12 protein-coding genes are annotated in these 13,908 nt (G+C 35.9%); 9 read left to right on the forward strand and 3 right to left on the reverse strand.

The annotated features are described in order from the left end of the window. The first annotated feature begins 205 nt into the window (after positions 1-205). The 8 genes from Cop2CBH44_RS04985 to Cop2CBH44_RS05020 all read left to right on the forward strand — a co-directional run bounded on the left by Cop2CBH44_RS04985 (position 206) and on the right by Cop2CBH44_RS05020 (position 6,626). A complete protein-coding gene (locus Cop2CBH44_RS04985; RefSeq protein ID WP_200755663.1) occupies positions 206-772 on the forward strand; it encodes a DUF4136 domain-containing protein in 567 nt (188 codons plus the stop codon). A 400-nt stretch (positions 773-1,172) separates the two neighbouring features. Then, positions 1,173-1,715, forward strand: coding sequence for a ferredoxin domain-containing protein (locus Cop2CBH44_RS04990; protein WP_021931299.1), 543 nt, complete (start codon positions 1,173-1,175; stop codon positions 1,713-1,715). Further along, complete coding sequence (locus tag Cop2CBH44_RS04995) at positions 1,712-2,761, forward strand: agmatine deiminase family protein (RefSeq protein ID WP_021931300.1); 1,050 nt, start codon at positions 1,712-1,714, stop codon at positions 2,759-2,761. The genes Cop2CBH44_RS04990 and Cop2CBH44_RS04995 overlap by 4 nt, the downstream gene beginning before the upstream one ends. Further along, positions 2,758-3,648, forward strand: a complete 891-nt coding sequence (locus Cop2CBH44_RS05000) for a carbon-nitrogen hydrolase (RefSeq protein ID WP_021931301.1) — start codon at positions 2,758-2,760, stop codon at positions 3,646-3,648. Before Cop2CBH44_RS04995 ends, Cop2CBH44_RS05000 begins: the two co-directional genes overlap by 4 nt. A gap of 296 nt (positions 3,649-3,944) precedes the next feature. Next, positions 3,945-4,172, forward strand: coding sequence for a 4Fe-4S dicluster domain-containing protein (locus Cop2CBH44_RS05005; protein WP_021931302.1), 228 nt, complete (start codon positions 3,945-3,947; stop codon positions 4,170-4,172). 38 nt (positions 4,173-4,210) lie between these two features. Further along, positions 4,211-5,290: a 3-methyl-2-oxobutanoate dehydrogenase subunit VorB gene (locus tag Cop2CBH44_RS05010; RefSeq protein WP_021931303.1), complete on the forward strand. Its 1,080-nt coding sequence runs from the start codon at positions 4,211-4,213 to the stop codon at positions 5,288-5,290. 11 nt (positions 5,291-5,301) lie between these two features. Then, a complete protein-coding gene (locus Cop2CBH44_RS05015) occupies positions 5,302-6,063 on the forward strand; it encodes a thiamine pyrophosphate-dependent enzyme (RefSeq protein WP_021931304.1) in 762 nt (253 codons plus the stop codon). A gap of 20 nt (positions 6,064-6,083) precedes the next feature. Next, entirely contained in the window at positions 6,084-6,626 is a 543-nt protein-coding gene (locus Cop2CBH44_RS05020; protein WP_021931305.1) for a 2-oxoacid:ferredoxin oxidoreductase subunit gamma family protein, read from the forward strand. Between the two features lie 212 nt (positions 6,627-6,838). Here the strand turns inward: Cop2CBH44_RS05020 and Cop2CBH44_RS05025 are convergent, their stop codons facing one another. Further along, complete coding sequence (locus Cop2CBH44_RS05025; protein WP_021931306.1) at positions 6,839-9,046, reverse strand: RelA/SpoT family protein; 2,208 nt, start codon at positions 9,044-9,046, stop codon at positions 6,839-6,841. Between the two features lie 128 nt (positions 9,047-9,174). On the opposite strand from Cop2CBH44_RS05025, the gene Cop2CBH44_RS05030 reads away from it, so the two are divergent. Then, entirely contained in the window at positions 9,175-10,695 is a 1,521-nt protein-coding gene (locus tag Cop2CBH44_RS05030) for a DUF4301 family protein (RefSeq protein ID WP_200755664.1), read from the forward strand. An 81-nt stretch (positions 10,696-10,776) separates the two neighbouring features. Here the strand turns inward: Cop2CBH44_RS05030 and Cop2CBH44_RS05035 are convergent, their stop codons facing one another. Together Cop2CBH44_RS05035 and rlmD are read right to left on the reverse strand one after the other, a co-directional pair. After that, entirely contained in the window at positions 10,777-12,165 is a 1,389-nt protein-coding gene (locus Cop2CBH44_RS05035; protein ID WP_021931308.1) for an MFS transporter, read from the reverse strand. 135 nt (positions 12,166-12,300) lie between these two features. Beyond that, entirely contained in the window at positions 12,301-13,710 is a 1,410-nt protein-coding gene (gene rlmD, locus Cop2CBH44_RS05040; RefSeq protein ID WP_021931309.1) for a 23S rRNA (uracil(1939)-C(5))-methyltransferase RlmD, read from the reverse strand. Positions 13,711-13,908 lie beyond the last annotated feature (198 nt).

The following is a 13,908-nucleotide window of genomic DNA, read 5'->3' on the forward strand; positions in this document are numbered from 1 at the left end:
AAATATTACATAAATGTTTTTTTATCATGATTCTTTCTTTAAAAACCAATTCTAAGTGCATCCTTAATATAATTCTCTATATTACTTTACCATTTAATCGTTATTCATAATATAAACAAAAAGTCTTATCAATTGTTTAATGCATATATTGATATAATTAATTGCAAAACAATGTAACATGAAAAAAATTATTTTTTTACTTAATGTGATTCTATTATCAGGTTGTAGTGCTTACCAACTAATCAACAGCGAAGTATACAACAATGCTGATTTGTCAGCTTATAAGACTTTCCGTATTGTGACTCCCGACGAAGGGAAACTGCCACCTCTCATGACAATGGTAGATTACTACAATATAGCTAACGCTATCCGTACTCAAATGGTAGAGCGCGGTTTTCAAGAATCTTCAACTTCCAACCTCTTGATAAATATAGGTCTTACAGTACAGACCAAAATCGACACCGAACCAGCATTGCCACCTGGATATTATCCCTATAATGGTTTTTATCCATATTTCATCTACCCCCGTTCCTTATATTGGCAAAGTTATTACGCCAATGCTAAATTAATTACTGACATATATAAAGAAGGTGTATTGACTATGGACATGATCAATATGAAAGAAAAACAATTCCTATACTCCTCTTCTGTCTCAACTATTTTAGATAGCGGTCAAGGAGCGCTACGTAATGTTTCAGAAATAGATCAAGCAGTACAGATACTATTCTCTAAATTTCCAGTAAAACCACTAGTTGCTTATTCAAAAAAATAAGCCATAACATCCTAATATTAAGACCCAATAAAAAGAAATATAGGCAAAACAATATATTGCCCATATTTCTTTTTTTATTATATTCAAACTACTATTACATTTTAACCTCTACTTAAGATTAAATTCTATCGACCAATAACTTACTACTACAACCAATAATAAATATTATTCAACCATTGCACTCATAAACTAGTTGTCATAACTAAGAAATACCACGAATTTACCAAACAATTCAAAATCTGATAACCCTATATTTTAACCGGACCAACGTTATAATTGCTATAACCAAAATATTCTTTCACTATTATTGAAGCCCCATTAGTCTTATAAACATATCGCTCTCCTATTTCTCATTTTTTATCCATATCTTTGTACCAGATATTTAAATCGAAAGTAAGCTATGATTATCAATGAAAGGGATATCCGCAACCAATCTGTTTTAGAAGCCGCACACCAAATAATGGTAGCAGCCCGTACAGCACCTAAAGGAAAAGGAATCGATATAATCGAGATAATTACCGTAACAGACGAAGACATTAAACAAATCTCTGAACATCTAAAAGTAATGTCAAAAGAAACAGGAATGAAATTCCTGCTTCGTGATGCTGAAAATATTTTACAAGCTGAAGCAATGATTCTAATCGGAACCAAGAAGCAGAAACAAGGATTAAATTGTGCATATTGTGGATTCCCGACCTGCATAGAAAAGCCCGATACAGTACCGTGCACTATCAATTCTATAGATGTCGGTATAGCCATAGGGTCAGCATGCGCAAAAGCATCTGATTTACGCCTTGATACACGTGTCATGTTTTCTGCTGGATGGTCAGCTCAGCAATTAGGTTTATTGGAAGACTGTCACCAAGTAATCGCAATACCACTCAGTGTATCATCTAAAAACCCATTTTTTGACAGAAAACCCAAAGAGGAGGTAATGAAATGAAATCTTCACTATATTTGCCAGCCGAATGGGAAAAACAATCTGGGATACAGTTAACTTGGCCCCATAGCGGAACAGATTGGGCACATATGTTAAAAGAAGTACAAGCATGTTTTATCGAGATTGCTTATGAAATAGCGAAACAAGAATTACTACTGATTGTTGCTCCCAACATTGACGAGGTGAAAAGTCAAATAGGACAAAAAGTAAACATGAATAATGTACGTTTTATTGAATGCGAAACAAACGATACCTGGGCACGAGACCATGGAGCCATCACCATCATTGAAAACGGTGTTCCTAAATTATTGGATTTCAAATTCAACGGTTGGGGACTTAAATTTGCCTCGAATTATGATAATCTGATTACAACCGAATGTTATAAACAAAATGTATTTGAAGCTGATTATGAAAACCGTCTAAATTTCGTCTTAGAGGGAGGATCTATCGAATCAGACGGCAAAGGGACTCTACTTACTACATCAAGATGTCTCCTATCTCCAAACCGTAACGGGGAATGGAGAAAACAACAAATAGAAAGTTATTTAAAAAAGAGTTTCGGTCTCCAACAGATTTTATGGTTAGATTATGGCTATTTAGCAGGAGATGATACAGACAGCCACATAGATACTCTTGCTCGCATGTGTCCAAATGATACTATCCTATATGTAAAATGTACAGATGAAAACGATGAACATTACAAAGAACTTTGTAAAATGGAAGAACAACTAAAGTCTTTCCGCACTCCAGAAGGTCATCCTTACCGACTGATACCTCTACCTATGGCCGATACCTATTGGTTCGACAGTGAAAGATTACCAGCAACTTATGCTAATTTCCTCATACTAAATAATGTCATTTTATATCCAACCTATAACCAACCCAAAAACGATATAAAAGCCGCAAGTGTATTACAAGAAGCCTTTCCTGAATATAAAATTACAGGAATAGACTGCCAAGCTCTTATAAAGCAGCACGGTTCTTTACATTGTGTTACTATGCAATATCCAGAAAAAGTAATTAAACACGATAAGCCTTGTCAAAAATGAATAATAAAATAATCAAAGCTGGACTTATACAACAAAGCAATACAGCCGACATCGAAGCTAATAAAAAGAAGCTCGCAAACAACATATGCGACTGTGCACAAAAAGGAGCGCAATTAGTCGTTTTGCAAGAATTACATAATAGTCTTTATTTCTGCCAAACTGAAAATACTGAATTATTTAATCTGGCAGAAACTATTCCTGGGGATTCAACCCATTTCTACAGTAATATAGCACGTGAAAACAATGTGGTTTTGGTAACTTCCCTTTTTGAAAAAAGAGCTCCTGGACTATATCACAATACAGCTGTAGTTTTCGACTCTGATGGATCTATCGCCGGGAAATATCGGAAAATGCACATTCCAGATGACCCGGCTTATTATGAAAAATTTTATTTTACTCCAGGAGATTTAGGATTTAATCCCATCGAAACATCTATCGGAAAATTAGGAATTTTAGTATGTTGGGACCAATGGTACCCCGAAGCAGCCCGACTCATGGCGCTTAAAGGTGCAGAAATATTGATATATCCTACAGCTATCGGTTGGGAAAGTAGCGATACTCTTGAAGAACAACAACGCCAACTAAATGCTTGGATTATTTCCCAACGAGGACACGCTGTTGCCAATGGGTTACCTGTCATATCAGTAAACCGCGTAGGACATGAACCCGACCCGTCAAAACAAACTAATGGAATACAATTTTGGGGAAATAGTTTTGCTGCAGGGCCACAAGGAGAAATACTTATTTCAGGCCCAAACGATGAAGAAATAAATTTAATCATAGATATAGATATGAAACGTTCAGAAAATGTCCGCCGATGGTGGCCATTTTTACGTGACCGCCGTATCGATGAATACCAGAATATAAGTAAAAGGTTTATCGATTAACCATAAATTTGCATAATTACATAGTATAGATTTTTGTTATTCCAGCTACAATAGTAATCTTGCCATATAAAGATATTATTTTACTGTAATCAGAGTGATAACTTATATTTAGCAATACCTTTATATGAAAAAATCTCTGTTTATTACATATTTTACATAATAAAAAATCTACACAACTCTCTATTTACAAAAATGTTACATCCTAGAGAGAACCCCTTTTATGATTAATTAGTTCTTTGAGAATCAAGTTTAAAAATAAAGCACTAAATTTGCGATAGATAAAACTAATTTTGATTATGGCTAAAATTAAAGGTGCTGTTGTAGTTAACAACGATCGCTGCAAAGGTTGTGAACTTTGCGTTGTAGCGTGCCCTGCAGATGTCTTGGCATTACAACCAAAGGAAGTAAATGACAAAGGTTATCATTATGCGTATATGAAAAATCCCGATAATTGTATCGGTTGCGCCAGTTGTGGACTTGTATGTCCGGACGGATGTATAACCATTTACAAAGTAAAATTATAACAAACAACCTTTTCAGATAATAAAAAAGAATTAAATATATGGCAGAAGAAGTTAGATTAATGAAAGGGAATGAAGCTATAGCCCATGCAGCAATTCGTTGTGGTGCAGATGGTTATTTTGGCTATCCTATTACTCCTCAATCTGAAATTTTGGAGACATTAATGGAATTGAAACCCTGGGAAACCACCGGAATGGTAGTATTGCAAGCTGAAAGCGAAATTGCAGCCATTAATATGGTATATGGTGGTGCAGGATGTGGCAAGGCTGTAATGACATCGTCATCCAGCCCCGGTGTCAGTTTAAAACAAGAAGGCATCTCTTATTTGGCTGGAGCCGAACTTCCTTGTCTCATAATAAATGTAATGCGCGGAGGGCCCGGATTAGGGACTATACAGCCAAGCCAAGCTGATTATTTCCAGACTGTAAAAGGTGGGGGTCATGGGGACTATCGTCTAATTACTTTAGCTCCTGCATCAGTACAAGAAATGGCCGATTTTGTAGGATTAGGATTTGAATTAGCATTCAAATATAACAACCCAGCTATTATCTTAGCCGATGGAGTTATCGGCCAAATGATGGAGAAAGTTGTCCTTCCCCCTTTCCAAAAACGTCGTACCGAAGAAGAAATTCGGAAAAATTGCCCATGGGCAGCATTAGGGAAAACTGCCGATCGTAAAAGAAACGTCATAACTTCACTTGAGCTTGACCCTGCGGTTATGGAGGAAAACAACATCCGTTTTCAAAAAAAATATAAGATTATAGAAAAAGAAGAAGTCCGCTACGAAGAAATCAATTGTGAAGATGCAGATTATCTAATCGTTGCTTTTGGTTCTATGGCTCGTATTTGTCAAAAAACAATAGAAATGGCTCAAGAACAAGGCATAAAAATAGGATTACTCCGACCCATTACCTTATGGCCTTTCCCAAGCCAAGCAATTGCCGCATATACAGATAAAATTAAAGGGATAATTTCTGTAGAACTGAATGCCGGACAAATGGTAGAAGACGTAAGACTCGCAGTAAACGGGAAAGTTAAAGTAGAACATTTCGGACGTTTAGGAGGTATTGTTCCCACTCCTGACGAAGTGCTATCTGCAATTAAAGAAAAATTAATGTAATGTCGAATGTTATGGATGTAAACGAAATTATAAAACCCGAAAATCTGGTCTACGGCAAACCGAGACTGATGAATGATAATGCAATGCATTACTGCCCAGGTTGCAGCCACGGTGTTGTACACAAACTGGTAGCAGAAGTAATAGAAGACATGGGGATGGAAGAAAATGCCATAGGCATAGCTCCTGTAGGCTGTGCCGTATTTGCCTATAATTACATTGACATAGACTGGCTCGAAGCAGCCCATGGACGTGCTCCTGCCATTGCTACAGCTGTAAAAAGACTCAATCCATCGAAAATGGTATTTACATATCAGGGAGATGGAGATTTGGCTGCTATCGGAACAGCAGAAACCATTCATGCTTGTAACCGAGGAGAAAATATTGTAATAATTTTTATCAATAATGGTATTTATGGCATGACAGGAGGTCAAATGGCTCCTACAACTTTAGAAGGTATGGTAACTTCCACATGCCCTTACGGACGAAATGTCGAACTCAATGGATATCCATTAAAAATTTCTGACTTAGTAGCCCAACTTGACGGAGCTTGTTACGTGACTCGTCAAAGTGTACACACTCCTGCTGCTGTAAGAAAAGCAAAAAAAGCACTTCGCCAAGCATTTGAAAACTCAATGAATCATAAAGGAGCATCTTTGGTCGAAATTGTATCTACTTGTAACTCCGGCTGGAAAATGACTCCAGACCAGGCCAACAAATGGATGGAACAACACATGTTTGAAAAATATCCGTTAGGGGACCTGAAAAATGAATAATCTGTAAAATCAGCAAGTGTATGAAAGAAGAAATTATCATAGCCGGATTCGGCGGACAAGGCGTACTTTCGATGGGAAAGATTCTTGCCTATTCGGGGTTGATGGAAAATAAAGAAGTAAGTTGGATGCCATCTTATGGACCCGAACAACGTGGCGGCACAGCTAATGTAACAGTTATACTCAGCGATGAACGAATCAGTTCTCCTGTACTAAACACATTTGATATAGCAATAATACTGAATCAACCTTCTCTCGACAAATTCGAAAGCAAGGTCAAGCCAGGGGGTATCCTTATATACGACGGATATGGTATCCACCATGCTCCCACTCGTAAAGATATAGAAATATATAGTATAGACGCAATGAATACCGCCATTGAGATGAATAATTCCAAAGCCTTTAATATGATTGTTCTCGGAGGTTTATTGAAAATAAAACCAATGGTTACCCTTGAGAATGTATTGCTCGGGCTCAAGAAGTCTCTTCCAGAGAGACATCATAAGCTTATTCCCATGAATGAACAAGCAATAAAAAAAGGTATGGAAATCATAAAAAGAGTTTAATAAAAAACTTTACTCATAAAAAAGGAATACCTTCAAAAAAACGAACTCTAAAAGTTTTTTTACTTTTAGAGTTCGTTTTTTTGAAAAATAGCTCCTGTTTATACTACGTGAATCAAATATTCAGAGAAGAAATCCCTAATTAATAACAATAATATGAATTAATAAAAACACCAAATTCAAATAATGTTTATGAAGCAGTATTTTTCTCCCCATTATTGCATTCTCTCTACATTTTTCACCCCCTTCACAGTCTTTAATTTTTTAATCAATGAATTAAGAGCAGTAATATCATCAACCATCACTGCTATATGGCCTTGAAAGAGCCCATCATTCGAATCAATCGAAATATTTCTCATCGATATATTTTTCTCTTTTGATATAATCGATGTTATATTAGTCACAATACCTATATCATCATGACCGACTACCCGTAATACAGTTACATATTGGGAACCTTGTTTTCCTGACCAGCGAGCTTTTACCACCCTATAACCAAAACGTGTCCGCATCTCTGTTGCATTAGGGCAATCAACTCGATGTATTTTTATAGTTCCTTGAGTAGAAACAAATCCAAAAATTTCATCTCCATATATTGGATTACAACATTTCGATAACTTATACTCAATGCCCTTCAAGTTCTGATCTATAACTAAAACATCTTCTTTCGTTGTATCTTCTTCTCTATATGGCTGTACATAATTTTCGGCCGTTCGCTGTTCTGTCGATTCCTCATTTTCTTTACGCTCCAACTCTAAATAACTATCAAACACAACATTTACATCTAAATGCTCAGATGCTAGAGCATAATAAAAATCAGTGGCAGTTTTAAAACCTAACTTTTTGATGAGTCTCATCATCAAAGCCTCATCCATCTCTATCTTACGATTTTTAAACCGACGTTGCAACAGTTCTTTTCCAAATTCGGCTTCTTTAAACTGAGATTCCTTTAGAGCTTGCTTTATTTTCACTCGAGCTTTTGACGTTGAAACAATATTCAACCAATCTTGCTTGGGAGACTGCGCCGGAGATGTCAAAATCTCTATTGTATCGCCACTCTTCAATTCATATCGAATGGTCTGGTTCTTTCCATTAACAATTGCGCCAACACATTTACTACCCAATCCTGTGTGAATAAGAAAAGCAAAATCGAGTATTGTAGCGCCTTTAGGTAATTTATACAAATCACCTTTTGGTGTAAATACAAACACCTCCTTATCGTAAAGATCCATTTTAAACTCTTTCATAAGTTCCATAGGACCACTCTCTGCGTTCTCTAAAATATCCCGGACATTATTCAGCCAATCATCCAGTCCATTTTCACTTTTAATTCCTTTATATTTCCAATGTGCCGCCAATCCCCTTTCAGCTATATCATCCATTCTACGACTTCGTATCTGCACCTCTACCCAACGATTTTGCGGACCAAATACGGTTATATGTAAAGACTCATATCCATTGCTCTTTGGTATAGACAACCAATCTTTCAACCGTTTTGGATTGGGCTGGTACATGTCTGTAACAATAGAATAAACTTTCCAACAATCAGCTTTTTCCTGACTTTCCGGAGTATCTAATACAACTCGAATAGCAAACAGGTCATATATATCTTCTATATCAGCCTTTTGCTTCTTCATTTTATTCCAAATAGAGTATATCGACTTAGTCCGTCCTTTTATTTCAAATTTAAGTCCGGCTTCTTCAAGCTTTTTTTTCACGGGTTCTATAAACTCGTATATATATTGGTCTCGAGCCCGTTTAGTTTCTTTCAGTTTATGTGCTATTTGATCAAATATCTCCCGATTGGTATATTTCAAAGACAAATCTTCTAATTCGGATTTTATCGAATAAAGACCTAATCGATGAGCCAATGGGGCATATAAGTAAGAAGCTTCACAAGCAATGTCTTCACGAAATTTTTGATTGGGATGATGATTAATCATTCTCATCAAACAAAGTCTATCAGCAATCATAATAATAATTACCCTTACATCTTCGGCAAATGTCAGCAATAACTTTCTGAAATTTTCACTCTCTACCGTAGCCTGTTTTGCATACAAACTATTAGCTTTGATAAGACCTCTGATAATTTTTGTTATATCACTACCAAACTCCTTCTCTATCTGAGCCATTGATAAGAATTCACTGAGTGCTACATTATACATCAATACTGCTATCAAGGTACTCCTTTCCAGACCGACTTCTTTCGATAAAATCAATGCTGTATTGATATTTCTCAATAATATGTTTATTCCATATTTATCCCGTAAATAATTACCCGACTCTATTGCTCCCGCAATCCATTTACGTATACGTAAAAAATCTGTTGCACCAACTAATGTCCGAGAGGTTCTAATCAATGCTTTATATGCAACGATAAACTCTTCTTTCTCAGCTTCCGTAAAATATGTATTTTCTGCCATAATCACTTATTTTTGCGAAATACATCTCAAATATATATTTTTTAGATGTACAATGTTATTTTTTAATGATGTTTTTGTAAATTTGAATGCTTTTGAAGCTACAAATTTTATCTCTAAAACATTATACTATGCTTACACAACAAGATTTAAAACTCCTGGCCCAAAAAGGAATCTCTGAATCTCAAATAGAGGCTCAACTCGAATGTTTTAAGAAAGGATTCCCTTTTCTTAACATACAATCTGCAGCCACTATTAGTAATGGGATTCTCTCTATAGATGAAAATGAAGCTGAAAAATATCTGAACATATGGAACAATTACTTGGAAAAGAATCATAAAATAGTAAAATTCGTTCCAGCATCTGGCGCCGCTAGCCGTATGTTTAAAAATCTTTTTGAGTTTTTAGACGCACCATATGACACCCCAACTAATAATTTTGAAAAAAGTTTTTTTAAACAAATAAAATCCTTTGCTTTTTATTCCGATCTGAACAAGACTTGTTTGGAAAATGAAGGAAAAGATATTGATAAGTTACTCGTTGAAGGCAAATATAAAACTATCATTGAGAACCTATTATCAAAGAATGGAATGAATTATGGAGCCTTGCCAAAGGGCATGCTAAAATTCCATCATTACCCGCAAACGGACCGCACAGCTATGGAAGAACATCTTGCCGAAGGTGCTCTATATGCTCAAAACAAAACAGGCAATGTAAATGTACATTTTACTGTCTCTCATGAACATTTACCCTATTTTCAAAAATTAGTTATCGAAAAACAACCCGAATATGAAAAGGAATATGGTGTAAAATATCATATCAGCTTCTCGGAACAAAAACCCTCGACCGATACTATTGCTGCTGATATGGATAACAAACCATTTAGAGACGATAATGGTAATCTGGTATTTCGTCCAGGGGGACATGGAGCTCTTATCGAAAATCTAAACGACATAGACGCAGACATTATATTTATAAAAAATATAGATAATGTGGTTCCTGACCGTCTAAAAGAGACCACCATTAAATATAAAAAAATTATAGGTGGAGTACTTATCTCGTTGCAAGAAAAAATAGATAAATATACTGAATTATTGGAAAGTGGTAAATACTCAATCGAAAATCTCAGGGAGATAATCGCATTTTTACAAGGTTCCTTATTTATCAAAAATCCAGAAACCAAACATCTTGAAGATAGTGACTTAGCTATTTATCTGCTCAGAAAACTAAAACGTCCTATCCGAGTATGTGGTATGGTTAAAAACGTCGGAGAACCAGGAGGGGGTCCTTTCCTCGCATACAATCAAGATGGAACTTATTCTTTACAAATTCTTGAAAGCTCCCAAATAGACATGAATAACCCTGAATCAGTTGCACTATTCAAGTCATCTACCCACTTCAATCCGGTCGATTTAGTATGTGCCGTAAAAAATAGGAAAGGTGAAAAATATAATTTACCCCAATATGTAGATAAAAATACTGGCTTCATTTCTTTAAAATCAAAAAATGGTAAAGAGCTGAAAGCTCTTGAATTACCTGGACTGTGGAATGGTGCCATGTCTGATTGGAATACTTTATTTGTGGAAGTACCTATTGCAACATTCAACCCAGTAAAGACAGTCAATGATTTGTTACGAGAACAACATCAGTAATATATTCACAAAAAATGACAAAGCCGGGATTTTTTAATCCCGGCTTTGTCATTTTTTGTGAAACTTCTCTGAACACTTGACCTACTTCTGAATATTAGGTTCTTCCAATCCATATCCACATTTTTTATCTTCTCGTTTCAATAAAAGAGCAACAAACAAAGCGGCAACTCCAAAACCTGTAAATATATACATCGGTAACGTATAATCATAAGCAGATGTTCCCACCTCTCCATCCAATCGACAATAAGTATTCAATACCCAACCTATCAAAGCAGGAACACCCATTAATCCCCAGTTTTGCACCCAAAATATCAAAGCATAGGCAGTACCCAATTGCTTCTCAGGGATAACCTTCGGAACAGAAGGCCACATAGCCGAAGGAACTAAAGAAAAAGCTACCCCTAACACTATCATCAAAAAAGTAGCAAACCACCATTCATTCAATAATGGCAATGCAAACAAAAAGTGCACTGCAATCAGCATCATTGCTCCAATAATCATAATTGTTGCACCTTTTCCCTTACGATCATACAAATTACCAAAAAACGGAGTTAAAAATAAGGTTCCCAAAGGCAATAAAGCAGGTATCATTCCAGCTAAAGAAGCATCTACTTCATATTTATTTACCATCAAATCTGTTGCATATTTTAAAAATGGGAATACAGCCGAATAGAACAAAACACATAAAAGAGCTATCAACCAGAAACCTTTATTTGCGATTACCAAAAATATATCTTTTGCTCTAAAAGGTTCCTCCTGTTCCATATTCTCTTCATTTTGCTGCTCGTCAAACTTACGATCAATAAAAGTATAAATAAAGAAACCTACTGCTCCGATACACAGCATAACCAAACAAAGTAAAAGTGGAGCTGGAATATCAGGCTGAATGGAACCATCAGGCATAGTCGTTCCAAATAATTTAGCAAAAGGTATAGTTACCGACATTGCCAACATTGTACCCAAACGGGCAGTAGCCATTTCAAGTCCCATTGCCAATGCCAATTCTTTGCCTTTAAACCACTTTACAATGATCTTTGATACTGTAATACCGGCAATTTCTACCCCCACACCGAAAATAGCATATCCTACAGCAGCAAGTACTACCTGAGATTTCATACCCAATATTGTACCATCTATCGTTATATGCCCAGCAATAGCACAATATTTTAGAGCACAACCAATCACCATCAATATACAAGCACTCATTCCTGTAAACCGGACACCCATTTTATCAAGGATAATTCCTCCAAAAATAAGCATCAATAGAAATACATTAAACCAACCATAAGCACTGGTAAAAATACCATAATCCATACTATCCCAAAGTAACTGTGCCTCAAGCATTGGTTTTAAAGGAGCCATTACATCCGTCAGGAAATACCCGCACAACATAGTAAAAGCAACAAGAGTAAGTACACCCCAACGCATTGCCTTGGAGTCATTCATCATCTTTTCTAATTTTTCTGTCATGATATATTTCATTTTAAATAAATTCAGCACTTTATTTTACAAAAGAAGCGGAAAGCTAAAGAGTCATTTTTCTCTTGAGGCTATCCGCTTCTCTTATCCTAAAATTCGGGACAAGAGTCAACGTCTGTCTCCAAACTACTTTTTCTTTAATAATACTACATTTTCTACATGATGTGTATGTGGAAACATATCAACCGGTTGCACTCGTGTCACTTTATATTTTTCATCCAGTAATCCCAAATCTCGAGCCTGCGTAGCCGGATTACAACTAACATAGACAATCTTCCCCGGCTCAGCAAATAAAATAGTTTTTATCACATCATCATGCATTCCTGCACGAGGTGGGTCAGTAATAATTACATCAGGACGTCCATGTTCATTAATAAAATCTTGAGTAAGGATATCCTTCATATCTCCTGCATAAAAAAGTATATTCTCGATTCCATTCAACGCAGAATTTACTTTAGCATCTTCTATCGCTTCAGGAACATACTCTATGCCTATTACCTTATGTGCTTGCGAAGCAATAAAATTGGCTATAGTTCCAGTTCCCGTATACAAATCATACACCAATTCAGTCCCATTCAACCCAGCAAAATCTCGGACTATCTTATACAACTCATAAGCTTGTTCTGAATTCGTCTGGTAGAATGATTTCGGCCCTATTTTAAACTGCAAATCTTCCATCGACTCTATAATATAATCCCGTCCCCGAAACACATGCACTTTCTGGTCGGTAATAGTATCATTTGCCTTCTGATTTATAACATACAACAAAGACGTTATTTGAGGAAACACTTCCGCAATATGACTCATAAGGGCTTGTATCTTCTCTGTATCTTTCCTGAAAAAGACCACAATCAACATAATCTCACCCGTAGACGCTGTACGAACAATAATATTACGCATCAGCCCCGATTGTTCTCTCAAATCGAAAAAAGGGTAATTATGTTCAATTGTATATTTTCGAATCTCCAAACGTATCAAATTAGAAATATCGTCTTGTAACCAACATTTCTTTATATCCAGAACCTTGTCAAACATTCCCGGTATATGGAAACCCAATGCATTACGACAGTCAAATGTTTGTTCAGAATTTAATTCTTCTTGCGTCAACCAAGATTTATTCGAAAAAGTGAATTCCAACTTATTACGATAAAATTGGATTTTCGAAGAACCTTTTATAGGAGATATCTCTGGCAAAGAAATTTTTCCTATACGAATTAGATTGTCCTCTACCTGCTTCTGCTTGTAAAACAATTGCTGCTCATAAGGAAGATGCTGCCATTTACACCCGCCACAAATACCAAAATGACTACAAAAAGGTTCGGTACGTACATCCGAATACTTATGAATTTTCAACACCCGACCTTCAGCATATTTATGCTTTCTACGATGCAATTGCAAATCTACAATGTCTCCTGGTGCAACAAATGGTACAAATACAACTAAATCATTTACCCGAGCAATAGCTTTACCTTCAGCAGCAACATCAACAATTTCAACTTGCTCTATTACAGGTAGCTCTTTCTTTTTTCGTGCCAAAACTTAACTTTTAGAATAAAAACAAATTCGTTCAAAGTTAAACATATTTCTTTAACTTTCTTTATTCAAAAAAGAAAATTCGCTTAATTTCAAAAATTATTACGATTATGTTTGGCGGTTTCATCATAACCCATATTTTTGTGAATTGAAATTTTTGCTATCTCAACATTACAATTTCGCAGAAAGCAAAAGTCCATG

The organism is Coprobacter secundus subsp. similis, from assembly GCF_015097275.1.
Lineage (GTDB): Bacteria > Bacteroidota > Bacteroidia > Bacteroidales > Coprobacteraceae > Coprobacter > Coprobacter secundus.